General features: G+C 71.9%; 22 protein-coding genes. 9 read left to right on the forward strand and 13 right to left on the reverse strand.

Features of this window, described 5'->3' with window-relative positions; genetic code table 11:
• Positions 1–146: 146 nt before the first annotated feature.
• The 5 genes from blsF to ACZ4FV_RS36480 all read right to left on the reverse strand — a co-directional run bounded on the left by blsF (position 147) and on the right by ACZ4FV_RS36480 (position 5,248).
• A complete protein-coding gene (gene blsF, locus ACZ4FV_RS36460) occupies positions 147–1,199 on the reverse strand; it encodes a CGA synthase-related protein (protein WP_465324748.1) in 1,053 nt (350 codons plus the stop codon).
• Positions 1,187–2,176 carry a cytosylglucuronate decarboxylase gene (gene blsE / locus ACZ4FV_RS36465; protein WP_395865082.1) on the reverse strand — a complete coding sequence of 330 codons (990 nt, stop codon included), beginning with the start codon at positions 2,174–2,176 and terminating at the stop codon, positions 1,187–1,189. The genes blsF and blsE overlap by 13 nt, the downstream gene beginning before the upstream one ends.
• A 70-nt stretch (positions 2,177–2,246) precedes the next feature.
• Positions 2,247–3,455 carry a hydroxymethylcytosylglucuronate/cytosylglucuronate synthase gene (locus ACZ4FV_RS36470; RefSeq protein ID WP_395865079.1) on the reverse strand — a complete coding sequence of 403 codons (1,209 nt, stop codon included), beginning with the start codon at positions 3,453–3,455 and terminating at the stop codon, positions 2,247–2,249.
• 211 nt (positions 3,456–3,666) lie between these two features.
• Positions 3,667–4,611, reverse strand: a complete 945-nt coding sequence (locus ACZ4FV_RS36475; RefSeq protein WP_465324787.1) for an endonuclease/exonuclease/phosphatase family protein — start codon at positions 4,609–4,611, stop codon at positions 3,667–3,669.
• Positions 4,612–4,828: 217 nt separating this feature from the next.
• Positions 4,829–5,248 (reverse strand): MerR family transcriptional regulator, encoded by a 420-nt coding sequence (locus ACZ4FV_RS36480; RefSeq protein WP_395865077.1) that lies wholly within the window; start codon positions 5,246–5,248, stop codon positions 4,829–4,831.
• A gap of 28 nt (positions 5,249–5,276) precedes the next feature.
• Here ACZ4FV_RS36480 and ACZ4FV_RS36485 point away from each other — a divergent pair, with 28 nt between their 5' ends.
• From ACZ4FV_RS36485 to ACZ4FV_RS36515, 7 genes are all read left to right on the forward strand, one after another.
• Positions 5,277–6,092: a methyltransferase domain-containing protein gene (locus ACZ4FV_RS36485; protein ID WP_402237135.1), complete on the forward strand. Its 816-nt coding sequence runs from the start codon at positions 5,277–5,279 to the stop codon at positions 6,090–6,092.
• Between the two features lie 325 nt (positions 6,093–6,417).
• Positions 6,418–6,546 (forward strand): lasso RiPP family leader peptide-containing protein, encoded by a 129-nt coding sequence (locus ACZ4FV_RS36490; protein ID WP_395865073.1) that lies wholly within the window; start codon positions 6,418–6,420, stop codon positions 6,544–6,546.
• Between the two features lie 239 nt (positions 6,547–6,785).
• Positions 6,786–8,606 (forward strand): asparagine synthase-related protein, encoded by a 1,821-nt coding sequence (locus ACZ4FV_RS36495; RefSeq protein WP_465324755.1) that lies wholly within the window; start codon positions 6,786–6,788, stop codon positions 8,604–8,606.
• 16 nt (positions 8,607–8,622) lie between these two features.
• Positions 8,623–8,883, forward strand: coding sequence for a lasso peptide biosynthesis PqqD family chaperone (locus ACZ4FV_RS36500; RefSeq protein ID WP_465324757.1), 261 nt, complete (start codon positions 8,623–8,625; stop codon positions 8,881–8,883).
• A 2-nt stretch (positions 8,884–8,885) separates the two neighbouring features.
• Positions 8,886–9,308: a lasso peptide biosynthesis B2 protein gene (locus ACZ4FV_RS36505; protein WP_465324760.1), complete on the forward strand. Its 423-nt coding sequence runs from the start codon at positions 8,886–8,888 to the stop codon at positions 9,306–9,308.
• Positions 9,305–10,321 carry an ATP-binding cassette domain-containing protein gene (locus ACZ4FV_RS36510; protein WP_402237144.1) on the forward strand — a complete coding sequence of 339 codons (1,017 nt, stop codon included), beginning with the start codon at positions 9,305–9,307 and terminating at the stop codon, positions 10,319–10,321. The genes ACZ4FV_RS36505 and ACZ4FV_RS36510 overlap by 4 nt, the downstream gene beginning before the upstream one ends.
• Positions 10,322–10,325: 4 nt before the next feature.
• Complete coding sequence (locus ACZ4FV_RS36515) at positions 10,326–11,141, forward strand: ABC transporter permease (RefSeq protein ID WP_402237146.1); 816 nt, start codon at positions 10,326–10,328, stop codon at positions 11,139–11,141.
• 62 nt (positions 11,142–11,203) lie between these two features.
• Here ACZ4FV_RS36515 and ACZ4FV_RS36520 read toward each other — a convergent pair whose 3' ends face one another.
• Together ACZ4FV_RS36520 and ACZ4FV_RS36525 are read right to left on the reverse strand one after the other, a co-directional pair.
• Complete coding sequence (locus ACZ4FV_RS36520; protein ID WP_395865061.1) at positions 11,204–11,641, reverse strand: DUF6314 family protein; 438 nt, start codon at positions 11,639–11,641, stop codon at positions 11,204–11,206.
• 74 nt (positions 11,642–11,715) lie between these two features.
• Positions 11,716–13,386: a helix-turn-helix domain-containing protein gene (locus ACZ4FV_RS36525; protein WP_465324765.1), complete on the reverse strand. Its 1,671-nt coding sequence runs from the start codon at positions 13,384–13,386 to the stop codon at positions 11,716–11,718.
• Positions 13,387–13,730: 344 nt separating this feature from the next.
• Between ACZ4FV_RS36525 and ACZ4FV_RS36530 the strand changes: the two genes are divergently transcribed.
• Positions 13,731–13,871 (forward strand): hypothetical protein, encoded by a 141-nt coding sequence (locus ACZ4FV_RS36530; protein ID WP_402237152.1) that lies wholly within the window; start codon positions 13,731–13,733, stop codon positions 13,869–13,871.
• Positions 13,872–13,906: 35 nt separating this feature from the next.
• On the opposite strand, the gene ACZ4FV_RS36535 is transcribed toward ACZ4FV_RS36530, so the two are convergent.
• The 4 genes from ACZ4FV_RS36535 to ACZ4FV_RS36550 form a co-directional block, all read right to left on the reverse strand.
• Positions 13,907–15,130, reverse strand: coding sequence for a serine hydrolase domain-containing protein (locus tag ACZ4FV_RS36535; protein ID WP_465324767.1), 1,224 nt, complete (start codon positions 15,128–15,130; stop codon positions 13,907–13,909).
• 548 nt (positions 15,131–15,678) lie between these two features.
• A complete protein-coding gene (locus ACZ4FV_RS36540; protein ID WP_078981015.1) occupies positions 15,679–15,957 on the reverse strand; it encodes a hypothetical protein in 279 nt (92 codons plus the stop codon).
• 398 nt (positions 15,958–16,355) lie between these two features.
• Positions 16,356–16,556: a hypothetical protein gene (locus ACZ4FV_RS36545; RefSeq protein ID WP_402237157.1), complete on the reverse strand. Its 201-nt coding sequence runs from the start codon at positions 16,554–16,556 to the stop codon at positions 16,356–16,358.
• A 171-nt stretch (positions 16,557–16,727) separates the two neighbouring features.
• The gene (locus ACZ4FV_RS36550) at positions 16,728–17,477 is read right to left on the reverse strand and encodes a DNA-binding response regulator (RefSeq protein ID WP_395865053.1); all 750 of its coding nucleotides are present in this window, start codon (positions 17,475–17,477) and stop codon (positions 16,728–16,730) included.
• Positions 17,478–17,860: 383 nt separating this feature from the next.
• Here ACZ4FV_RS36550 and ACZ4FV_RS36555 point away from each other — a divergent pair, with 383 nt between their 5' ends.
• A complete protein-coding gene (locus ACZ4FV_RS36555) occupies positions 17,861–18,166 on the forward strand; it encodes a hypothetical protein (protein WP_395865051.1) in 306 nt (101 codons plus the stop codon).
• 86 nt (positions 18,167–18,252) lie between these two features.
• On the opposite strand, the gene ACZ4FV_RS36560 is transcribed toward ACZ4FV_RS36555, so the two are convergent.
• Together ACZ4FV_RS36560 and ACZ4FV_RS36565 are read right to left on the reverse strand one after the other, a co-directional pair.
• On the reverse strand, positions 18,253–19,971 hold the full coding sequence (locus ACZ4FV_RS36560; protein WP_465324774.1) for a carboxylesterase/lipase family protein: 1,719 nt from the start codon (positions 19,969–19,971) through the stop codon (positions 18,253–18,255).
• A gap of 148 nt (positions 19,972–20,119) precedes the next feature.
• Positions 20,120–23,419, reverse strand: coding sequence for an ATP-binding protein (locus ACZ4FV_RS36565; protein ID WP_465324776.1), 3,300 nt, complete (start codon positions 23,417–23,419; stop codon positions 20,120–20,122).
• Positions 23,420–23,490: the final 71 nt, after the last annotated feature.

Consider the following 23,490-nt stretch of genomic DNA (forward strand, 5'->3'; position numbering starts at 1 on the left):
CGTGGGGCGGTGGGTGGTTCGCGGTGTCGCGGGCCGTTCGGAGGAGGCGTCCACGGCGAGATGTCCGTGCGAGATGCCTACGGCGAGATGTTCACGGCGGGCCGTTCAGTGGAGCCGTTCACAGTGGGCTGTTCACATTGGGCTGTTCACAGTGGGGCGAGCGAGAGTTGGCGGAGCGTACGGGCGACGCGTTGCGCGCCGCGCAGGTCGTCCAGGTCGGGGTCGAGCACGCTCCACAGCGCGGTGGCGTTGCGCGCGGGCGGTACCCACATCGCGTCGTCCTCGGGATCGTCGGCGGGCGGAACCGGAACCAGGTGTCGTACGCGCGCGGCCAGATCGCGCTGGGTGTCGCCCAGCGCGGGCAGGAACACCAGGGGTGCGCGCCGAGCTTGGGCCAGCGCCAGGGCACCCAGGGTCGGCGCGGCCAGGAACACCTCGGCCCCGGCGTGCAGCGCGTCCACGTCGACGTCGACCGCGCGGCTCACCCGCACCTCCGGGCGGCCGGCAAGTCCCGCCAGCGCGGCGCGGATCGGCGTCAGCCGCGTGTCGCCGACCACGTCGCATCGGCCGGTGCGACGCAGCGCCTCCCGGACCAGCGTGGGCAGCGTCCCGGTGATGAACGTGTCCGCCTCGGCGTCCGGCACGTCCCACGCGGACAACAACAGCAGGGTTCCCGCGCGTTCGCGCTTGCGGGCGGAGCGGGCGGGGGCGAGCAGCCCGGTGGGCCGAACACCATTGGGGCGCGGGGCTGTTGACGTGGTTGCGGGGTCGGGCAGCCAACCGGGTCGGTGGACGCGATGCAGTGCCCGGCCGGCGGCGCCGTCCGCCGCGGTCGTCCCGCTTGCCGCGGTCGTCCCGGTCATGGCGGTCGTCCCGGTCGTACCCTCGTGACCCGAGGTCAGGTGCACGACCGGTACGCCCGATTCCAACAGCCGGTTCGTGGCTGCCTCGTCGTCGCAGACCAGGGCCACGTCCGGGACCGGGAGTGGTCGCCCGGTCGCGTCGTGCACGGGTCGCAGGTCGCCGAGATGGGCGGCGACGCGTCGCCGGGCGAGCAGCGAGTCCAGGTGGTCGTCACGCGAGACCAGCAGGATTCGGCGAGTCGGCTCGGAGGGCCCGAGTTCGGACCCGTCGGTGGCCGTTCGTCGCGGGTCCGGCCGTCGTGTGTCCGGCCCTTCCCGGGGAGTCAGTACTGCCATGGGTTCACCGACCCCAGCCGGGCGACGTCGTCGCTGTAGCCGGCGGCCGTGGTGGAACAGCCGTTGCACACCAGGGGTCCGCGTTCGCGGTAGAAGTCGGCGTGCTCACGGAACGCCGGTGTGTCCAGGCCGATCACCCCCGCCTGGCGCAGCGGCGCTCCGCCCGGGCCGTCCTCGCCCTCGCGGTGCGGAATGCAACTGCACGCGTACATCCGCCCGTACTTGCCGTCGATGTAGATCACGTCGTCGGTGACGTGGCACTGCGGCAGCGACGCGCGCGGGGTGACCGATTCGGCGAAATAGCGAGCCTGTTCCTCCGGGTCGTCGCCGTAGAAGCGCTTGCCCATCGGCACCAGCAGGGAGTTCGGATCGGCGTCGTAGACGCGGTCGCCCACCCGGCGCACGTCGTCGGGATCGGGGTAGGTGATGCTGCGATCCAGTTTGAGCGCGGACAGTTCCCACTGTCGGACCCCGGCGCGGGTCAACACCTCCTGGAGCAGCGGCATTTCGCCGTAGTTGTGCGGCCCGACCACGGTGTTGACCCTGGGCAGGATCCCGAGGTCCGCGGCGGCGCGCAGTCCGCGCAGCCCGTTGTCGAACATGCCGGGGGAACGGCGGTAGACGTCGTGGGTCTCGGCGGACGCGCCGTCCAGGCTGACGATTACCTGGGCCAGGCCCGCCTCGGCGAGGCTCTCGGCCATCCTCGGCAACATCGAGCCGTTGGTGATGAGGGACATCCGCATTCCCGCCGCCGTGCCGGAGCGCACCAGTTCGACCACGTCCGGATGCATGAGCGGTTCGCCGCCGGTGAACCGCACATAGGCCACGCCGGCGTCGCGGGCCTTCGGCAACAGATCCTCGAAGTCCTCCCGGGAGAAACGGAACGTGTCGCGCGACAGCGCGAAATCGCACATGAAGCAGTCGGCGTTGCAGGCTTCCAGGATCCTGACGAAGAGATATCGGTGACGCTCACGCACAGGGGGACCCCTTCGGGCCGGTCGCGGGCAGGACGGGTCGAGGTGAGGGCAGGGCGGGTCGAGGCGAGGGTCAGGCGGGTCCGGGCGCGCCCGGCAGGATCGCGAGCAGGGCGTCGGCCACCTGGGCCGCTCCGTCGACACCGACGGTCGCGGTCAGCGCGCCCCAGTCGGTGCCGTCGGCGGGGCCGCGCAGCGCGGTCAGGATGTCGTCGCGAAGTGCGACGGTCGTTCTCCGGCCGTCCGGGTCGGCGGCCACCGCGGCGATCGCCGCGTAGATCAGTTCCAAGGCGTGGTCCTCGCCGCGGGTGCGCAGCGACAGCGCCTCCTCCTCGGTGAACACCCCCTTGGGCCAGGCGATTCGGGTCTCGGCGCCGATCGCACGGCTGTGGAATCGTCCGTTGAAGATCTGGCTGAGGTTTTGCGGCGGCAGGCAGATGGTGGGCACGCGCAACCGGCCGGCCTCGAGCAGCGTGGTCAGTCCCGGGGAGGTGAGCAGGACGTCGCAGCCGGCCACCCGATCCAGGAATTCGCCGTGCGCGAGCGCCCCCGTGCTCACTCGCGGGGGTGTGATCGACGCGTCCACGAGCTGCCCGGCGAGATCTGCGGGCAGGTTCCCGGCGACGTGCACCTCGTGGATCCCGTACGCGGCGAGCGCCTCCAGGACGGCCGGAACCACGATGCGCGGGTAAGCCGTCCAGTCGGCGAGGGAAGGCGCGCGCAGACCGCCCAGACTGACCACAGCCGTGCGGTACGGGCCGGCGACGGGTGCGCTCGGCCCGGCGACCGACGGTGCGGCGACGACGGCCTCCACCCAGCGCAGGGATCGGACGGACGCCAGTACGTCCCGGCACTCGGAGGGAAGTTCGACGCACTTCTGCGCGCAGTAGGCCGTGGCGTCCAGAGGCAGCGCGGCCCGGTCGCCCTCGGTCCACAGGAAGGGCAGGCTGTCCACGAACACGGTGGGTACGCCGGACGCCTCCAGCGTCTTCGCGAGCGCACCGTCCAGGACGACCACCGCGGCCGCCGCCCGTTCCGATCGGGCGATGGCGTCGATGCCGGCGGGTACGTCCTCTTCGGCGTCCGGCAGGTCGTACCAGCGGTCGATGGCGTGTTCGGACAACACGGGGCGGCCGAGTTCGGAGGCCAGGCCGACGAAGCGCAGCGGCTCGGCCGATCGTTCTCGTGCGGCCGACAGGATCGCGCCGAGTTTTCCCGTACTGCCCCAGCCGAATTCCACACCGGAGACGACCACGGTTCGTGCATTGGAATCGGTGCGCATTGAATCCGTCTCGACTTCCGGGCGGGCGAGTTGGCGGAATCAATATAGGTCGATATTCCGGATCCATGCAACCGGTTTGTCGGTCACGGTCGAGGTGTGTAATGGATATGCCGAAAACGCATTCAATGATTCGATGCGAAGGATTGTTTATACGACGAATAACGTCGATGGGGATTTCATGGAGCGGTTGCGTCGGCGGCGACCGGCCCGGTCAGTAGGCGAGTCGAGCGAATACCGGTGCGTGGTCCGAGCCGGGCTCGCCCTGCCGCTCGGCGGGCCGGGCGCTCACCGACGGCAGCGGGTGGTCGGCTCCGGTGCCGGCGGACTCGACGCGGGCGAGGAGGGCGTGGCTGACCAGGATGTGGTCGATGAGTTCGCCCTGGCCCTCGAACACGCGCGAGAAGCGTTGGTCCTCGGGTATGCGCGGGGCGAGGTTCCACAGCCGGGAGGCGTCGCCGCGATCGGGGTGGGTGAAGCCGGGTGTGCCTATCTGCGAGCCGGGCGGGCCGTACAGGATCTGGGTGGTGGCGGCCTGCGGCTGGTCGTTGAGGTCGCCCATCAGCACGACGTCGTGGGTGCGACCGTCGCCCGCGAGGAGTCGGTCGGCGAGGGCGCGCATGGTGGCCGCCTCGGCGCCGCGCCGGGACAGGGCGTAGGCGGCGTAGCGGGCGCGTTCGCCTTCGTCGCGCGGGGCATGGCGGTTGCCGGGGTAGGTGAGCAGCTTGGACTTGAGGTGGCAGACGGCCGCGGTCAGGGGTCGGCCGGCCGCGGGTTCCGTGGTGACGGCGAGGCCGCCTCGACCCATGCCGCTCGCCGGGGCGCCGGTGTCCTGGGTCTGCACGGGCGCGAACAGGGCGGGGAACGCGGTGACGTCGGCGACGGTGGTGAGCGGCGTACGGGCGATGAAGCCGACCCGGATGCCGCGCTCGTCCGGGTGGGCGGACAGCGCGGTGTGCCAACGGCCGGGCAACAGGCCGACCAGGTCGGCGAGTGCGTCCGGGTTGCCGACTTCCTGGATGCCGAGCAGGTCGGGTTCGAGCCGGCCGATCGTGGTCGCCGGCGCGGCCAACTTCATCCGATAGGTCGCGTCGTCCTCGGGGCCGTCCGGGTCGCCGGGGCGGAAGAGGTTCTCCAGATTCCACGTGCCGATGGTCACCCTCACGGGCTGCTCCTGACGATGCCGAGGACCGGAGCCTCCAGTGTTTCCGCCCGCGCGGGCCGCAGGTAAGGCCCTCGGCGAAATTCACGCCCGCGCCGCGGCGAACGCGCAGGTGGCGTCGCGCAATTGCGCGGAACCGAGGGTGGGTCACCGATCAGCCTTCCTTGATCCCCTCCTCGATCCCCTTCCTCGATTGCCGTTCATCGATCACCGTTCACGGGGACGGGATCCCGGTATCGATCCGGTCGGCGAGCACGCGGCGGAAATGCGGACACCGGGCGACATCCTCGTGGTCGCAGTCCAAGGCGCATTCGATGAGATCGAGTCTGGATCGGGCGGCGGCGATCGCGGACCGCGCGGCCTCGGCTTCCCGGCGCAGGATTTCCCGGCGCGCCGCGGAGTCGGCCGTGGTCAGGGATCGAATGCCCACCAGGCTCAGCCCCGCTTCCTTGGCCCGCAGGATCACGGCGACGCGGGTGAGGGCGTCGGTGTCGTATCGGCGCCGACCGGCCGTGTCGCGCGCCGGGCTCAGCAGACCCATCGTCTCCCAGTGGCGCAGGACGTGTGTGGGCAAATCGAAACGCCCCGCGACGGCGCCGATGCTCAGGGTCTCGTTCGAGTCGCTTGACTTCATGCCGACATTAAGCCGGAGCCTTGGGGACATGTCCAAGGAACGGAACGAAGAACGCGCGACGCCTGCTCTCGTCGCCCTGCTCGACGCGGCCGAGGAATTGTCGGGCGCCCGACAACTACGCAGGCGAGCCTACGAGTTGCTGGACGCCGGGCCGGGATCGAGGGTGTTGGACGTGGGGTGCGGCGCGGGTCGCGCGGTCGACGAGTTGGCCCGGCGCGGCGTCGAGGTCGTCGGGGTGGACCCGGACGGGCGAATGATCGAGGTGGCGCGAAGCCGGTGGCCGGAGCGGGACTTCAGGCGTGCCGACGCGCGGCGGCTGCCGCTGCCGGACGCCTGCGTCGACGGGTACCTGGCGGACAAGGTCTACCACGAACTGCACGCGCCTGAGGAGGCGTTGGTCGAGGCCCGGCGCGTGTTGACCCCGGGTGGGCGGATCGTGCTGGTCGGTCAGGACTGGGACGCCTTCGTGATCGACTCCGACGACCCGGCGCTCACCCGCACGATCGTGTGGGCGCGCGCCGATTCGATCGCCGGGCCGCGGAGCGCGCGGCGCTATCGAAATCTGCTTCGGGATGCCGGATTCGGGGATGTCACGGTGGAGGCGCGGATGGAGATCTTCACCGATGCCGCGATGCTTCCCATGGTGGCGGGGCTCGCGGAGAAGGCCCGCGCGACCGGCGCGGTGACTCGCGTACGGGCCGACGCGTGGATCGCCGAGCAGCGCGAACGCGCGGAAGCCGACCGGATGTTCCTGGCCCTGCCGATGTTCGTGGCCGCGGGCACCGCCCCGCGTCGTGCCGACAGCGATCTCACCCTCGCGGATCCGGACGCGGAGCGTCGGTGACCGCTCGGCAACCGGGCCGGGCGCAACTCCCGAATTCTCGTCGGGTGGAGGTCGATCCGAGGTACGCCGCCGGATTCGCGCGTTTGATCGGGCAGGAACGGCTCGACGATTGCGCCGGTTTCCTGCGACCCGTCGAACTCTTCGACGAGCCGCCGCCCTGGTCCCGCCACGATCGGTTGTCGTGGGACTCGAGTGGGACCTGTGCCCCGGGTGCCCGGGACAACGGGCGGCCTAGCGTGGCGGGGGTCCGGACGAGGAGGGGACGCCGATCCGATCGACGTCTTCCGCTCGCGACATCCGCAGTACGCAAGGGATGGAGAAGATCATGACGTACGACGACAGCTACGAACCCCCGGCGCTGGTCGAGGTCGGCGACTTCACCGAACTGACCCTCGGCCTCTGGTGGGGTTGCCCGCACGACGTTTTCGGCGGTCCGACGCCGCTCGCCTGCTGACCTTCGCGTCGGCAGGTCGCCGGGGCATCGGGTGCGGGGGCGTCTCACGCGCCTCCGCACATCCTCCGGCCGCCGCGCACCTCGCGCGCATCCCGGGTACGCCGCGCACCTCGCGCGCATTCCGGGTACGCCTCGGACCCCGCGCACGTCCCGCGTACTTCCGCCGACCGTGCGCGTCTTCGCGTAGCCCTCGGACCCGGTAGCGCAACCACACCGGATCACCACGCCTGGAGAAGGCCATGGACTTTCTGATCCTTCCGGACGTCTCGGTGCCGGCGTCGATCACCATCGGGAACGCCGGACAACCCCCACTGCGGTGCATCGCGCACGCCTCGGCCCGACCGTGGCTGGTCGGTCATTGGGCGGACGAGGACGTCACCGTGCTCGTGGCCGGCACCCGTCGACTCGTGGTGTTCGGACGGACCCGCCTCGACATCGACGCCGCGACCCGCGAACTGGCCCGTGCCCGCTCACCGCACGATCTGGACGCGGTGGCCCGCACCCTCCCCGGCAGCATCCACCTCCTTGCTTCGATCGACGGCCGGATCCGCGCCCAGGGCGCCCTGTCCGGCACCCGACAGATCTTTCACACCCGGTTCGCGGGCGTCACCGTGGCGGCCGACTCGCCGCGGCGGCTCGCGCACCTCGTCGGGGCGCCCCTGGACCGGGACGTCCTGGCGCTGCGCCTGGCGACCCCTGGGGCACCCTGGCCGCTGAGCACCCGCACCATGTGGACCGGCATCGACCAACTCGACGCCGGTTGCCGGCTGGACATCGACACCCGCGGCACGCGGAGCACCGTGCGTTGGTGGCAGCCGCCCGCGGCCGAAGTCCCGCTGCCCCGGGCTGCCGACACCGTGCGCGCCGTGATCCGCGACGCCGTCGCCGTACGTACCGCGGCCGGACGCACGGTCAGCGCCGACCTGTCCGGCGGACTGGACTCCACCGGCCTGTGCTTCGTCGCGGCGGCCGGCGAGGGCACCCTGCTGACCCACCACTGGCAGCCAGTGGACGCCGCCAACGACGACACGACTTGGGCCGAACGGGCCGCCGCACTGCTGCCCGCGGCGCGGCACCGCGTGGGCGGTCCCGCCGACGGCCCGGGCTGGCTCGACGAGGTCACCGATCCGGGCATCGTGGACGGCGCGCACGGTCCACTCCCATGGAGCCGCAATCTGGCCCGGATGGAACACGTCGCACGCGACTCCGCCGCCCGGGGCGCGACCGTGCACCTGATGGGCGTCGGAGGCGACGAGTTGTTCTCCGTCACCCCCACCCACCTGCGGACACTCCTGCGCACTCACCCCCTCACGGGCCTGCCGGCCGTGCTCCGCTGCCGGTCGCTGAACCGCTGGGGCCTGCTCCCCACCCTCCGCGGTCTCACCGACAACGGCTCCTTCGCCGACGCGCTGCTCGCCGGCGCGCGCGACCTCCGCGCTCCCGCGCCGCGGCCGTCGCAGGTCTTCATGGGCTGGGCCCCCCACCCGCGCCTGCCCACCTGGGCCTCCGCGAGCGCCGCAACATCCGTACACCGGCTGCTGATCGACGCGGCGGCGGACGACCCTCTGCCGTTGCACGCCGATCGGGACCGGCACCAGATCCTCGAGGGTGTACTCCACGGCGGGGCCGCGATCCGCGGCATGGGGGCGGTCCTGTCCCGGTTCGGCATCGAACTCGCCGCACCGTACCTGGACGACCGGGTCGTCGAGGCGGCCCTGTCGGTCCGGACCCGGGACCGCATGTCGCGCGGCGGCTTCAAGCCGGTCCTGACCACCGCGCTGCGCGGACTGGTACCCGACGAACTCCTGGCCCGGCGCGACAAGGGCGACTTCAGCGCGGAGTTCCACGCGGGCGTGGAGCACAATCGGCGCCGGCTCGCGGAGATGTGTGAGGACCTGCGCCTGTCCCGGCTCGGGCTGGTCGACGCGGGAGCGCTGCGCGCCGCGCTGCTGGGGCCCAAGCCCGACACCGCGGCACTGGCGCCCTTCGAGAACACCCTGGCCTGCGAGAGCTGGCTGCGCTCCGCCGAAGCGTGCCGGTCGCAACCGGTTCCGCGATAGCCACAGGAGGATTCCGATGACCATCACCCTGGCCCCGGACGTCACCGCAACGGAGGTGCCGGACGGGCTCGTCCTGCTCGACCAACGCAAGGGCCGATACTGGCAGTTGAACCCGACCGGGGCGCGCACGTTGCGCCTGCTCCTGGACGGTCACACCGCGGCCGACACGGCGGCCCGATTGGCGCAAACGTCCCCGGCCGCCGCCGCACGGGCGCATGACGACGTACGGAACCTGCTGCGCGCGCTGCGCGACGCCCGTCTGGTGGTGGCGTATTGACGATGCCCGTCGTCGCGGAACAGCCGGTGCCCCTGACCTGGCAGCGACACGTCACGGCACGCTGGGCGGTCGCGGTCGCTCGGCCGTTGGCGCTCCTCCCGCCGCGGCGGCTGCGCCGGGTGTTGTGGGCGGTGGGCCTGGGAACCCGACCCGCCGGCGCCGCCGAGACGCTGGAGGCGAGGCGGGCCGTGGTGTCGGTCAGCGCGCGCTGCGCCGGTCAGGGATGCCTGCAACGATCGGTGGCCACGCTGCTGCTGTGCCGCCTGCGGGGCGTGACTCCGGACTGGTGTACGGGAGTTCGCACGCAACCGTTCCGCGCGCACGCCTGGGTGGAGGCTCGGGGCGTGCCGATCGGGGAGAGCGCCGACATGGCACTGTTCCACACGGTGCTCAGTGTGCGACGTCCCGACCGGCGGTCGTCATGAGCATCGCCGCCGAGGAGGGAACGGCCGCCGCCCATGGGGTCGTCGACGATGCGATCGCCATCCGCGCCGAGGGGCTCGGCAAGCTCTACGGCGACACCGAAGCCGTGGTGGGGCTGGATCTGGAGGTCCCGGCGGGCCGGATCTTCGGTTTCCTCGGCCCCAACGGCGCGGGTAAGAGCACCACCATCGGCATGTTGTGCACGCTCGTGCGCCCGACGCTGGGCCAAGCCCGGGTCGCCGGCCGTGACGTACGCACGGAACCGGACGAGGTGCGGCGCCGGATCGGGCTGATCTTCCAGGAGTCGACGCTCGACGTGGATCTCACCGCCGAGGAGAACATGCGATTCCAGGCCGACCTGTTCGGGATCCCGCGACGGCGTTCGCGCACGACGATTCCGGCCCTGCTGGACCTGGTGGACCTGGCACGGCGCGGGAACTCACCGGTGCGCACACTCTCGGGCGGCATGCGGCGCCGGCTGGAGATCGCCCGGGGTCTCCTGCACGCCCCCCGCGTGTTGTTCCTCGACGAGCCCACCACCGGGCTGGATCCGCAGACCCGCGCGGCCGTGTGGGAGCACCTGCACCGCCTGCGACGCGAGCAGGGCATCACCATCTTCCTGACGACGCATCACCTGGAGGAGGCCGAGAACTGCGACCTGATGGCCGTCATCGACGCGGGTGAACTGGTGGCGCAGGGAACTCCCGCCGCGCTCAAGGCCGTTGTCGGCGCGGATCTGGTCACGCTGCACACCGGCGACGACGAGCGGGCGGCGCATGCCGTACACGAGCGGTTCGGCCTGACGGCGGAGGTCCACGAGGGAGGTCTGCGGCTGAGGGTGGCCGACGGCGCGGCGTTCGTGCCCCGACTGTGTGCCGAACTCGACGTGCCGGTGCGGTCGGTGCGGGTGACCGCACCCTCGCTGGACGATGTCTTCCTGCACTACACGGGCCGCACGATACGGGAGGCCGACGGCGGTCCGAGCGCGCCGTCCGGCTTCGGACCGAGGAGGTGAACCCATGGCGAGCATCGAGGCCGCGCGGGATCTACGCACCGTTCGGGTGCTGTGGCAGCGCGAGATGATCCGGTTCGGCCGCAATCCGGTCCGGCTCGCGATGGGGCTGGTCACGCCCCTGATGTTCCTGCTCATTTTGGGAACCGGACTCGACTCCCTGGTCGGCGGCTCGGCGGACGGGTTCGGCGACTACCGCGCGTACCTGTTCCCGGGCGTGCTGATCATGGCCGTGCAGGCGCCCGCGATCGCCGTGGGGGTCACCATCGTGTGGGACCGCCAGGCGGGATTCCTACGGCAGATGCTCGTCGCGCCGGTGCGCCGTGGAGTGTTGTTGACGGGCATCTGCCTCGGGGGAGCCGCCACGGGGGCGGCCTACGGCGCGCTGGTGCTGGCCGTCGCCGGAGCCGCAGGAGTCCCATATCGTCCGCAACTGCTGCTGGTGCTGCTGGAGTTGACGCTGATCGCGTTCGCCTTCACCGCGCTGGGGGTGCTCGCGGCAGTGTGCATTCGCCGGATCGAGACCTTCCAGGTCGTGGTCGGCATGTTCATGATGCCGCTGCTGTTCCTGTCCGGCGCGATGTTCCCCGCGCGCGGACTCCCCGGGTGGCTGGGCGGAGCGGTCCTGATCAACCCGCTGACGTACGGCGTCGACGCGCTGCGGCGCACCCTCCCCGGGGATGCGGCGGCTCCGGGCGGGATGGCGACCGGACCACAGTGGTGGGGGTGGGCGCCGCCGGTACTGCTGGAGGTGTCCTTCCTCGCCGCCGCGGCACTGATGGCGTTGAGCCTGGCAACACGCCGCTTCTCGCACACCGAGTAGCCGGGCGAGCCGATCGGCTCGGTGTCGGTGGGGAGCGGTCGCACCCGGCCCGGGTGTGTCGTTCAGGACACGGTGTGTATGCGTCGGTACACGGACGTCAGCGTCTGGGACTTCGTCGGGCCCTCCACGCGCCACAGCAGGTGCCACTCGTCCTGCGACACGATGGTGAACTCGCCGTCGTAGCGATCGGCGGCGCAGGGGTGTCGGGTAGTCCATCTGCCGGTGCGCAGGTCGAGATGGTGGAACGGTCGCCCGTCCGCGAAGAGCACGTCTGCCGTGCCGTCGGCACGTGGTACGAGGCGGTGGGTGCGGCTCGCCGGGTTGGCCGTCCCGGCCCAGACGAACTCGCCGGACTCCACTTCGAGCAGCTCGTCGTCGGTGCGGCGAAAGACCGCGGTCCCCACGAAGGTGCCCCGCGCGCCGGAGCGCTCGTCGGTCACGGCGCGGTCGATGGACCAGCGGCCGACGAGATAGGCGGCGGTGTCGGGAACGGGACGCATCCGCCCATGATGCCCGGGCCGGGCCGCTCGGATCACACCCGGTGTGCCGTGCGCCGGCCCGAGCGGCCGTCGGGTCAGGTGTAGTCGATCAGGAGCGGTCGTTCCGTGACCCGCACGGTGTCCCGCGAGTCCACGCTGCGGGTGCTCCCGTCGAGCCGACGCACCCGTGTCGCCCCGGCGCCCACCCGGACGTCCGCGGTCCCGGAGTGGGTCCAGCGGATTCGCACGCCGCGCGGGGTGCCGTGCTCGTCGGGGACGACGAACTCGCACTGCCACACGTTCTCCGGCAGGCCGATCTGGTCGCCGTTGCCGCAGGAGACGATTCGCGCGTGCGCGAGCCACTGCTGAAGGCGGTCGACGAACAGCCCGGCGCGGGTGGGTTGCCGGCCTTCGGCCTGGAGCACGAGCGGGATCTTGCCGTTGCCCCACGCATAGAAGTACATGCGTTCCAGGCCGCGATTGCGGGCATACAGGCCCGTCAGGTAGAAGCGCACCGCGAAGTCCGCGGCGGTGTCCGGGTCCAGCGGGTCGTTCAGCGGCAACGATTGGGTGGTGCCCGTGTTCCACAGCGGCAGGTGGTAGCCGGCCTGCTGGAAGGTCCGGTCCACGTCGTTCACGGCCGTCAGCATGGTTTCCGGCGGGTCGGTGACCTGCCGCTGGTAGAGCTTGACCCCGGCGGCGTCGCAGTATTGGTAGCCACCCAGTTCGGCGAACCTCAGCAGGTAGTCGTGCGACTGCCGCTTCCACAGCTCGGTAATGGACGGGCACACCACGGTGGCGCTCGGGTCGTCGGCCCGGACGATCGCGCTCGCGCGGCGCGTCATCTCGACCAGGGTCTCCACGCTGCCGTTGTAGTGGTGTTCGTGGTTGGCCATCACCCACAGCTCGTATGCGTCGATCCGGTCGCCCGCATGTCGCACGAGGGACCGTACGAAGCCGTCCCAGTCCGCCAGGTCGTCCGGCGGCGCCGCTCGCGACCCGTCCGGATAGGCGGCTTTGCGGGCCTCCGGGGCCGCCCAGGCCGGCGTACCACCGAACACGAACAGCGTCGGCAGGCCCTGTTGTTGCGCGCCGTCCAGGAGTCGGTCGAGCGTGGACCAGTCGAACTCGTCCCGGCGCGGCTGTACTTGCGCCCAGCGGGTCTCACTGTCCCACAACCGCAAGGCGCCGACCCGGAACGACGGCATCGCCCCGCTCGAACTGTTCATCGTGACGCCGAAAAGCTGGGCGGGCACCGCTGACGGAGCCCGTGTCCAACTCGTGGCCTCGACGGGCACGCGCTCGGTCCGCCGCCCCTGCTCCTGCGAGGTGCTCGCGACGGCGGTGGCGAGTACGACCAGCACCACACCCACCGCGGCCGCGACCCGCACCGCCGAGCGGCGCCGACGCGTCGGCGGGCGGCCCCCCACCGGCGTGCCGGCCGTTGTCGCGGGGTCGGTCGGCGCACCGGGCTCGGCGACCACCGGGGAGGGAACCGGGGCTTCTCCCTGTCCGGTCGCCGCGTTCCAGCACTTGAGCAACGTGTTCAGGTCGTCCGGGTCGGCCCCGCACTCCTTGGCGATCCGGACGACGAGGGCGTAGTCCGGCGGTACCGACTCGCCCCGACAGTACCGGTGCAGGGAGGAACTGCTCGTGAAGACCCGCTGCCCCAGGTCCTGGTAGCTGAGACCGCTGCGCCGTTTCAGTGCCGCCAACACGGCGGACAACTCGCGAACTGCTGCTGCTCTGCCCTGTGCCTCGTCCATGCGGCCCACCCCCGTGACGGCGCTCTCCATTTCCCGCGTCAGTATGGCAAGCCCGTCCCGGCCCTGCCGCGATTGTGCAGGTCAGCCGTGGGATGCCTGTCCCATGCCGGGATGGGATGCGATCACCCTGGTCATCGGCCCTACCGGGGACCACAGTTGATCCCGCCGCGCCGACGGGGGAGACCGGACGGGGGCCGTCGGCGGCGGCTTCAACACTGCGCACCGCGAGACCGCGGGTATGCGCACGGCGCTCGTCGTCATCGGGCGACGGCGGCGGGCCGTTCGTGTTGTGAGGTCGGCCCGCGACGTCGAATCGCGAAGTCGGCCCGCGAGGTCGGCCCGCGATGTCGCCCCGCGAACTCAGGTCGTTGCCGTCGGGTCGCCGCGTCGTGTACGCCGTGCCGCACGGCCACATCAACCGCCTGGTCGACGAGGCCCTGCGCGTCGCCGATCACCGCATCGGCAATCTCCCACCGCACGACTGACCCCGGAGCCCACCGCCCCGAGGCGCCGACGCACGTCAGGTCGTGGTCGCGGTCAGGGCGAGGAGGTCGAGGGAGAGTTCGCGGTCCTGTTCCTCGAGGTTCCATTTGCCTTCCCGAGCCACGTGGTTGCTGACCCAGAAGACCATGGTGCGGTCGGCCGGACGGATCAGGAAGCGCGCGTAGGACCAGTCGTTGCCGCCGTCGTGGGTGGCGATCGGGCCGGACGCGGAGGGCAGGACGCTCCAGCCGTAGCCGTAGGACTGCGGTGTGTCGGGGCCTTCGGGGACGTGCGGACTGAACATCTTCGCCTTCGCGGCGGCGGGCAGGATCGATTCGCCGTCCAGCGCGCGGTACCAGCGGTACATGTCGCGCGCGGTGGACAGCAGGCCGCCGTTGCCGCGCAGGTTCCAGTACGGGCCGTCCGGCGCCCACGGGTGGTCCAGCGGGATGCCGTGGGCGTGGCCGTCCGCGTCGTACTCGACGGCTATGTCGTCGCGGCGCGGGTCGGCAAGACGGTAGCCGGTGCGGGTCATCCCGGCCGGGGTGAACAGGTTCCGGGTGAGGAACTCGGAGTAGCTCGTGCCGGAGGCCTTCTCGAGGATCGCGGCCAGCAGCGAGTAGCCGACGTTGGAGTACCCGAACGTCTTGCCCGGCGCCGAGTCCAGTGGAGCCGCGAGCGCGCGGGCGAGCATGTCGTCGCGGCTCACCGGATCGTAGTCGTCGCCGAGGCCCTCGGGCAGGCCCGAAGTGTGGGTGAGCAGGTGGTGCACGGTGATGCCGCGCTTGTCGGCGGGGACGGGTCCCAGATAGGTGCCGATCGGTTCCGTCACCCGCAGCGCACCGGTCGTCTCCAGCTTCAGGATGGCCGCGGCGGTGAAGGACTTGGTGATCGAACCGATGTCGAAGACCGTGTCGCATCCGGCGTCGACGCGCGCCTCGATGTTCGCTCGGCCGCGCCCCTGGCAGCTCACGAGTTCGCCGTTCCGAGCGGTGGCTATCGCCCCACCCGCACCGGACGGCCAGTGCTTGTCGAGATGCGCGGCGACGGCGGTCGCCCGTGCGGACGTCGGCGGGGCGGCCGTGGCGGTGCCCGCCGCAGTGGCTTGCGCGGTTGCGGTGGGTGCGCCGGCTGCCCCGCTCGTACTCGCGGTGGGCAACCCCGAGGGCCCTTTGTCGTGGTCGTTCGCACCCGAGCAGCCCGCCAGCATCAGCGCGGCTGCCGAGGCCCCGGCCAGGAACGCGAACCGACGTCGTCGCACACGTGAGATTCGTGGCATGGCGTTTCCCCCGAAGTCCGGACGCGGACGTTCCGCGTCGTCCCCGACAACGCTATGAATCCGCGAACCGCGCGTCTTCCCGCATCCGAGCCAACCTCGGTTCCCCGCTCGGGGGGAAAGCAGGGCACAGGGATCCCCCGGCCGAGGGACCTACCGGCCGGGTGTGGGTACGGAGTGCACGTACGCGGCTGCCGCCGCCACCCTCGCGCGGGCACGCGCGGACGATCGCGACGGGCAGACCGCGCCCACTCACCGGCGGTCGCATGGTCGGGCAACCAAAGTCACCGAAGTACCCTACCGGTGGGGCGATTTCCGTAATGCCCGACGCGTCGGTAGGCCGCACGGCCGTTCGGCACGGCCGGTGCGGATCCGCCGTCACGCTTGGGGACGGCCGATTCGGGCGTCGTCCCCGCCGAATGTGTCGGCGGGGACGACGCCCGAGTGGCGGCGGCACGGCCCGAGGAGACCGTGGGGGCCTCGATGCGTACGGAGTGCGTGCCGGGGTGCCGGGAGTGCCGGGGTTTCGAGGGCTACTTCACCCACAACTCGTAGTTCTCGAACTGGCCGCCACCGGTGCACTGATAGGTCGACCAGCGATGGGCGTTGATCCCCTGGTTGCCCGTGTCGTTGCACGCACTGGCCCAGTAGTAGTCGGTGATGTAGGTGTAGCCGGGGCTGGCCGGCGGGTGACACGGATGGTCGCAGGCGACCGTCGCGGGGGCGGCCTGGGCGGGAGCCGCGCCCAGCACGGTGCCGGTGAGGATGGCGCCACCGGTGGCGAGACCGAGTACGAAGTTGCGGAGACGCATGACGATGTCCCTTCGAAGCGCAATGTGTGGACATCCCGTACACGGTCGGTGACGGCTTTCGGTATGACACGGGGAATGTGACCTGCGTCACATTCAGGGCAAATATGGCTTTACCGGGCCACCGCCTCGGCTGTCGCGGGCAGTTCCGGGACGGTGCCGGTGAAGTCCGCGAACAGGTGCAGGCCACGGTCCACGCCGCCGGCAGGTCCCAGCGCGACGCGTGTGCGGCCTGCGCGGCGCTGCCGCGCACGGCGTACACCTGGTCGCGCAGGCGCGGTGTCAGGCGGCCGTACGGCAGCAACTGCCGTACCCCGCGGGGGTCCAGGACCGGAATCATCGCCCGCGTCGCCTCCTCGGGCGCGCGGCCCGGGACCCGGCTTCGCTCCGGTCGGGCTCGCTCAGTCCGGGACGGCCGTCGACGTGTGCTCGACGGGTGTGCGGCGGATCGCGATCACGGCGTCGTCCGAGCCTCGGTAACGCCTCGGGGCGGGTGGGCGCAAGGTGTAGTCCGGGTCGCGGGTGTCCCGTACGCCGCGACCGGTGGCGCCCGCCCACGCGATCAGCACGAGGGCTGCCATCCAGAGCAGGGTCACCGCCATGCTTCGGTCCCCGGGAACGCGGTCTCGACTGTGTTCATACGTCGACCCTGTCGGCCCTGTGGTCTGGTGCCCAGGTCCACTTCCCAAGCGGTCGACCGGTCCATTGCGTCCGAGGCAGGCTTCCTCCGGTGAGCATCGTCGGCGCGCCGGCGCGCCGACGGGCGAGTGTCCTCAGGCCCAGCCCTTGCGGGCCGCTCGGGCGCCGGCCTGGAAGCGACTGGTCGTGCCCAGGAGGGTGAGGAGGTCGCCGACCCGGCGGCAGTACGTCCGCGCGGACAGGCCGATCCGGGCGGCGGCCGCGTCGTCGGTCAGGCCGGCGAGCAGGCAGTCGAGGACCGGGACCAGGTGGGCCGGCAGTTCCTCGTCGGACGAGGTGGCGTTCGGATCCTCGCCGGACCGCCACGAGCACTGGTGGGCCCGGACCAGGGCGCGTACGACGACGGGATCGCGGACCAGGAGCATGCCGTTGTAAAGGACGTCGAGATCGATCGGGACGAGCGCGACCGAGCGGTCCATGACGCCCATCCGGAAGGGGATTCGGTCGATCACGCGAGCCTGTGCTCCGTGCCGCCAGCGGATGGTGCCCACGTCCGCGTCCTGGGCGAGGCCGCGTCGCGAGGTGATCTGGCGGACCTCGGGCCCACGATCCACGATCCGACCGATGCACGCCGCGGCGTGGACGAGCATGCGCTCGGGGACGCCCTGACCGATACAGCCGGACGGGTCGTCGAAGGTGAGCAGTTCGTGCCGGGTGGCGGCGGCGAGCCGAGCGGCGGCCGTACCGACGTTTTCCGGCCGTACGCACTGCGCGGGTGGCCTGATGCCGCGATCGGCGTGAAAGGCGGACTCCTCGAGCGTTTCACTCAAGGTCTCGCGCAGCACCGAGCGCGTGGGCACCCGACCGGAGGCCACCACCGACACGCGCTTCCTCCTCGTGTGAGTACGACAGGCCCGTCATTACCAAGAGTACGCATTCATATGCGTCACGTGTCGACTCGTTTCCGTGGCCCCGTCCCCACCGAGGCCCGTTCGGGTGGGCGACGCCGGGCGCCGGATGTCGGCGGCGGCCGGCGAGTCGTTGAAGCCTGTACCAGTGGCGCGTTCACGCCACCGCGGCGCGCGAGCGGTCCCGGCCCGGGCACTGTGATCCCGGGGCGCACATCCGGCCACGAACACGATGCGACAAGGCGCCGTGGCCGGGACCGCCGGCGGGCGCCACGGCGCCGGCCACGCGAGAAACGAAACCCCATCGTGAACGACCCCGCCGAGGCCAAGACCTCCGGCGACAACGACAAGGAATCACCATGACTCGCCTGCGTACTACCCTCGTCTCCGTCTCCGCCGCCGCGTTCCTCGCGATCCCGGCCACGCTGCTCACCGCCCCGATCGCCGCCGCCGGCCCCGGCCTCGCGGTGGAGGGACCCGGGTGCGCGCAACTGGGCGACCACGGCCCCGGCTGGGCGAACATCAGCAACGACTGCTCGCACGGGATCAACGCCTCGGTCGAGGTCGACGGCTACGACCCGGACTGCGTCGCGATCCCCGCGAAGGAGTCGCGCCGGGTCACTTTCGCGGCGGACGCAGCCGCCTACTACGCGTACGAGTGCTGAACACCCACTCCCCGCGGAGGTGCCCCGACCGGCCGCAACGGCCGCGCGGGGCACCTCCCTTGGCTGCCCGGGCCATCGGATCCGGGTCACCGGGGCGACGGTTGCCCCGCGCAGCCGGTGCCGTTCGCGTTCCAGAAATCGAGGTTGTGGATGCTCGCGTAGTCGACGGGCGCGATCCGGTCCGGAGCCAGCGACTGGGTGCGCGGCGGAGTGGACGGATGGTGCGCGTCGTCGAACCGCGGCCAGTACGGCAGGCTGGGTCCGTTCGGACTGCCGCCGGTCGCGAACGCCGCCCAGTAGTCGCTCATCGTGTTCGACAACCGCACCTGGGCGGGCGTGAATCGGGGCTGGGCCTGCGGATCCTCGAAGAGGTACGGCGTATCCGAGGCGTGGTAGGCGCCGAAGTCGAAGGACGCGGGAAACGGCAGGTACATCGGCGCGTCCCGATCGGCGAACTCGTAGGCGTACGTCGGCACGAAGCGGCTCAAGGCGATGTGCTGCGCGTAGGTCCCCCTGGCCCACATGCGGTCGGTCACCACCGCGGACCAGGCCAGCGCCGGCGAGGAATGGTCGCGGACCGGGTACTCGGCGAGCACACACTCCCGCATGCCCGGGAACGCCGTCTCCACCGCCCGGCCGAACTGCTCGTCGGTGAAAGGCTGTTGCACCGCGTCGTGCGCGGCGCCGACGAACAGGCGATGCTCGTCCCGAGTGGCCCCGGACAACACCGGAACGCGGTGGAATCGGCCCTCCCGCAGCGCCTGTTCCGGCAACTCGGGCAACACCTCGTTGCCGAAGGCGAAAGCTTGGAAGGCGTTCATGATGTACGGAACGCGCAACAGGCGCTCCACCGGCAGGGCCCGCAGGCACCGCAGCGCGGCTTCGGGATCGGGTGCCGAACACCCCAGCGACGAGGCCGTCTCGGTCCCGGTGTCCTGCATCTCGCGCGTGGTGCGCCAGCCGTACCACGGGTACGCCGGTACACCCGCGCCCATGGCGCCGGCGGGCATGTCCATCATGCCCTCGCCGCTGGACAGGGCCGCACGCTGGAACAGCCCCCGGGCGGACGGCGAGGTCAGGTGCGCGGTGATCGCCGTCGCACCGAACGACGAACCCGCCACCGTCACCCGGTCGGGGTCACCGCCGAACGCGGTCGCGTTGCGCCGTACCCAGCGCAGCGCGGCCTGCTGGTCCTGGAGCGCGAAGGTGCCCGAACCCGGCAGACCCGGATGGGCGAAGCCGCCGAAGACACCCAGCCGGTAATTGACGGTGACCACGACCACCCCTCGGTCGGCGAGTCGGCGGCCGTCGAAGAACTCGCCCGCGCCGACCGTGCCGTCCCCGTGGATCCACACCAGCACCGGCGCGGTCCGTCCGGGCGCGCGGGTCCGCGCGGGGGCGGTGACGTTCACGACCAGGCAATCCTCCTCGACGGCGGCCAACTGCGCGTGCGCGGCGGGTACCTGCGCGCACAGCGGGCCGGGCGCGGTCGCGTCCCGAACCCCCGGCCACGGCGGGACCGGCCGCGGCGCGGCCCAGCGAAGGTCGCCGGTCGGGGCGGCGGCGTACGGGATGCCGCGGAAGGTCCGGTGGGCGGCGGTACGGACGCCGCGCACCAGACCCGCGTCCGTGCGCGTCACTGCGCTACCGGCGGGTGTGGGCGATGCGGTGTCGCGGAGGTGGCCGAGTCCGGTCGCGGATCCGGTCGACGCGGCGGTTGTCGTCGTCGTGGTCGTCGCCGCGGTCGTCGCGGACAACACCGCGGCGGCCAGTGCCGCCACCGCAAGGGCTCGTTGTGCTCGCAAGGTTCTTCCTCTCCTGGACCCGGGCTCTGCCGGTCCTCCCATCCGGGCGGTGATGAATCGGCTTCGTGGCGGGGCTCCGACCCCGGGGCGAGCCGGCCCCGTGCGTTGTCGATCGCAACGGCCGACACACCCGGCGCTCCGGCGTCGGTCACAATCGCCAACGCACCCGCGGATCCGGCGTGTAGCAGCACGTCGACCCGGTCGACACACTCGCGCGCAGATGCGCCGCCAGCTCGGGATGTCGCTCGTCCAGGCGCCGCAGCGTGTCGCGGATGCGCGCGGTGATCGTCTTGCGGGCGCGCTCGCCCTGGTCGCCCAGACGGCGTACGCGCCCGGCGAGGCCGGCCGCGCGGCGCAACTCCGCCAACAGCGCGGCCCGCTCCCGGTCGTACTCCGCCGCCCGTACGTCGTCGCCGCACCGCTCGGCCCGGGCGATCTCCTCGTCGAGCCGATCCAGATGCCGGCGGTAGCGCCTGCGCGCCTCGTCGTCGAGGAGCGCGTCCGCGCCCATGGCTCCCGCGGCCGACACCGCCGCCTCGCCGTCCGGGTCGAGCAGTCGCGCCGCCGGGACGGGCGTACCGGGCCGTTCGAGCAGGTGACGCACGTCCCGCAGGCCCTTGGCATCCGGCACGTGCACCACCCGGCCGGCGAAATCCAGCCGCCACACGGCCCCCTCGCGACGGAACTCGGCGGTACGCTCCACCGGTTCCGAGTGAGCGGCCGGCGGCGGGAGACTCGGCCGACGGGCGCGGTCGACCAGGTGCGCCATGCCGAGTTCGTGCGCCTCCGCTCCGGCGTCCGCCAGGAGCACATCGGCCCGGGCGCGATCGTCGCCGAGGTGCCGGGCCAGCAGGGCCTCGGCCAGTTCGATCCGGGCGCGCACCGACCAGGGACGCGCGTGCAGGCGGTCGGCGGAGCGGCGCGCGTCGTCGAACGCCTCCACCGCGTCGTCCCAGCGCTCCTGGGCGGCGTCCACGATGCCCGTCCACAGCGACGCGGGACCGCCGATGTCCCATCCGTAGAGGGATACCAACCACTGCCCCCGGTACGGACCCAGCGCGGCGCGGGCCTGTTCGCAACGCGCGGGATCACCTTCCGCGGCGGCGGCCTGCGCCTGGTGGCGCAGCCACAGCGGAACGACGCTGCGATGCGCCACCGTGGCCTCGCCGTCGCCCACCGGCACGGGACACGGAAACCGCGGACGCTCGCCCGACTCCAGCGCGGCGATGTTCGCCAACAGGTCCGCGAACGGATGGTCGTCCTCCCGCAACGCATCGTGCACCGACGGCAATTCCGCGAATCGGCCGCGCAACAGCGTCAACGCCCAACGGTGGTGACCGCCGAAGTGCCGGTAGCTGGGGTGCGGCCCGTCGAGCGTGGCGAGTTCGGTGAGCAGGGTCTCGGCCTCCTCGAAGCGGCCCTGGCAGGCGTACACCACGCTCCGGTCGATCAGCGCGGTCAACCGCATCCTGGGCGAGCCGCCGGCCCGGGCCACCGCCACCAGGGACTGCAATTGGTCCAGGTAGCGCGGATCGGCCAGTTCCAGCAGCGCCACCCAGCGCAGGGACATCGCGATGTGTTCCATCCAGCGGTCGCCTCGGCGTCGGGACACCTGGCTCAACTCCGCAGTCAGCGAAGCACGTTCGGCTACGGCGTGCGGCTCACACGAGGCCTGCACGGCGGCCCACAACCCGGTCTGGAGGGCGTCGTCGTCACCCGTACGACGGGCGGCGGCGATGACATGGCGGGCCACCTCCGCCGCGCGGGGGGTGGGGTCGTCCTCGGGTGGCGGTAGGCACGGGGGTTCCAAGGGAGCGGGTGGCGCGGCAGCGGGAGGTGGGGGAGCGGATGGTGTCGGGTCGGCGGGCGGGGGTGCGGGGTGGTCGGGACGGGCGGGTCGTGCGTTCGGGCGGGCGGTGGTCAGGGCGGTGTGTGCCTCGTGGGTGAGGCGGGACTTGAGGCCGGACACGTCGCCGCGGCCGTCCATGCCGAGCAGGGTGAGCGCGACCATGCCCAGCAGCACGGGGTCCTCGTCGCGGGCCGACACGGCCGCGTCCTCGAACACGAGCCACGAGCGTCGGTAGTCGCCGGTGAGTTGCAACGCGAGAGCCAGGTCCAGGGTCAGCGTCACTCGCCGGCGCCCTGTGTCGGAGCCCAGCCGCTCCAACGCGCGCCGATAGTGGCGCACCGCCTCCTCGTTGGCCAGCCGGTTCGCCGCGTGCCGGGCGGCGGCCACCAGGAGGTCGACCACCGTGCCGCGGTCGAGGTCGGCTCCGGCGAGATAGGCGTGGTGCGCCGCCTCGTTCGGCCGCGCCGGGTCGGTGACGGACGCCGCGACGGGCAACTCGCGTACGACGGCGGCATGCAGGCGACGGCGGTGGTCCTCGGCTGCCGAGACGTACAGGGTCTCGCGCACGAGATCGTGCCGGAAGGCGAACTCACCGCTCGCGGACGGCTCCACCAGGTGTGCGTCCACCGCGTCCGTCAACAACCGCCCCACCGTGACCGCGCCGACACCCGCCACCCGCGCGAGCAGGTCGGTCTCGAAGCGCCGACCCAACACGGCTGCGACGCGGAGGAGTTCCACGACGGACTCGTCCAGGAGTTCGAGTCGTCGCCGGACCGCGGCCCGCACACCGGCGGACATCGCGGTGACCGGTTGCCCGGCGGACCACAACCGAGCCGTCTCCTCCACGAAGAACGGATTGCCGCCTGTGCGCCGGTGGACCTCGTCGACGACCGCGTCCGGCGGCGAGGTGCCCACCGTACGGGTGATCAGCTCCGCCACCTCCACGCGGGTCAGACCGGCCGGCCGAACGATCGCCGTCTCCGCGCCCGCCGCCGGCAGCCGCCGCCCGGCCTGCCGGGCCTCGAACTCACGGCAGGTGCCCACCACCAGCAACCGCTCGAACCAGGTGTGCCGTGCCACGAACTCCACCAGGTCCAGCGACGCCGCGTCGGCCCAGTGCAGATCCTCGAGGACGACCAGGACCGGTCGCGTGCGGGAGACGGTGGTCAGCATCGTCGTCACGGCGTCGCCGATCGCGAAGCCGTTGGGCCGCCCGTCCGGATCCCTGTCCGGTTCCGTGTCCGGACGCCCGTCCGGACTGCCGTTCGCGATGTGCTCGGGTGGCAGGACCGGAAGCGCTCCGCCGGCCACCGCCGTCATCCGGTCCCACTCGTCGGCGGCGACCTCGCTCCGCAGGCTGCGCAGGGCCTGGGTCCAGGGCCAGTAGTCGGGCGTGGCGCCGGAGTCCCAGCAGGTCCCGCGCAGCACCAGCATCCCCAGGCCCGGCGCCTCGTACGCGATGTGGCGCACCAGGGTGGTCTTGCCGATCCCGGCCTCCCCGCCGACCAGTACCAGCCCGCCGTGCCCCGTGCGGGCCCGCTCCACGTGCGACCGCAACACGTCCAGACAGTCGGCCCTGCCGATGGGTGCGGAAGGCACGACGTCCTTTCGCTCTCGGGCGGGACCATGAGGCGGCGATGAACCGCCGCATGCCGCGTCGGACCGGTCGG

The sequence above is a fragment of the Embleya sp. NPDC025285 genome (genome assembly GCF_055558835.1).

Bases quoted from the DNA above. Each gene is read 5' to 3' on its own strand.
- blsF (WP_465324748.1), bottom strand. From the start codon at position 1,199: ATGGCAGTACTGACTCCCCGGGAAGGGCCGGACACACGACGGCCGGAC.
- ACZ4FV_RS36470 (WP_395865079.1), bottom strand. From the start codon at position 3,455: ATGCGCACCGATTCCAATGCACGAACCGTGGTCGTCTCCGGTGTGGAA.
- ACZ4FV_RS36480 (WP_395865077.1), bottom strand. From the start codon at position 5,248: ATGAAGTCAAGCGACTCGAACGAGACCCTGAGCATCGGCGCCGTCGCG.
- ACZ4FV_RS36485 (WP_402237135.1), top strand. From the start codon at position 5,277: ATGTCCAAGGAACGGAACGAAGAACGCGCGACGCCTGCTCTCGTCGCC.
- ACZ4FV_RS36490 (WP_395865073.1), top strand. From the start codon at position 6,418: ATGACGTACGACGACAGCTACGAACCCCCGGCGCTGGTCGAGGTCGGC.
- ACZ4FV_RS36495 (WP_465324755.1), top strand. From the start codon at position 6,786: ATGGACTTTCTGATCCTTCCGGACGTCTCGGTGCCGGCGTCGATCACC.
- ACZ4FV_RS36500 (WP_465324757.1), top strand. From the start codon at position 8,623: ATGACCATCACCCTGGCCCCGGACGTCACCGCAACGGAGGTGCCGGAC.
- ACZ4FV_RS36505 (WP_465324760.1), top strand. From the start codon at position 8,886: ATGCCCGTCGTCGCGGAACAGCCGGTGCCCCTGACCTGGCAGCGACAC.
- ACZ4FV_RS36510 (WP_402237144.1), top strand. From the start codon at position 9,305: ATGAGCATCGCCGCCGAGGAGGGAACGGCCGCCGCCCATGGGGTCGTC.
- ACZ4FV_RS36515 (WP_402237146.1), top strand. From the start codon at position 10,326: ATGGCGAGCATCGAGGCCGCGCGGGATCTACGCACCGTTCGGGTGCTG.
- ACZ4FV_RS36520 (WP_395865061.1), bottom strand. From the start codon at position 11,641: ATGCGTCCCGTTCCCGACACCGCCGCCTATCTCGTCGGCCGCTGGTCC.
- ACZ4FV_RS36525 (WP_465324765.1), bottom strand. From the start codon at position 13,386: ATGGACGAGGCACAGGGCAGAGCAGCAGCAGTTCGCGAGTTGTCCGCC.
- ACZ4FV_RS36530 (WP_402237152.1), top strand. From the start codon at position 13,731: ATGTCGCCCCGCGAACTCAGGTCGTTGCCGTCGGGTCGCCGCGTCGTG.
- ACZ4FV_RS36540 (WP_078981015.1), bottom strand. From the start codon at position 15,957: ATGCGTCTCCGCAACTTCGTACTCGGTCTCGCCACCGGTGGCGCCATC.
- ACZ4FV_RS36545 (WP_402237157.1), bottom strand. From the start codon at position 16,556: ATGGCGGTGACCCTGCTCTGGATGGCAGCCCTCGTGCTGATCGCGTGG.
- ACZ4FV_RS36555 (WP_395865051.1), top strand. From the start codon at position 17,861: ATGACTCGCCTGCGTACTACCCTCGTCTCCGTCTCCGCCGCCGCGTTC.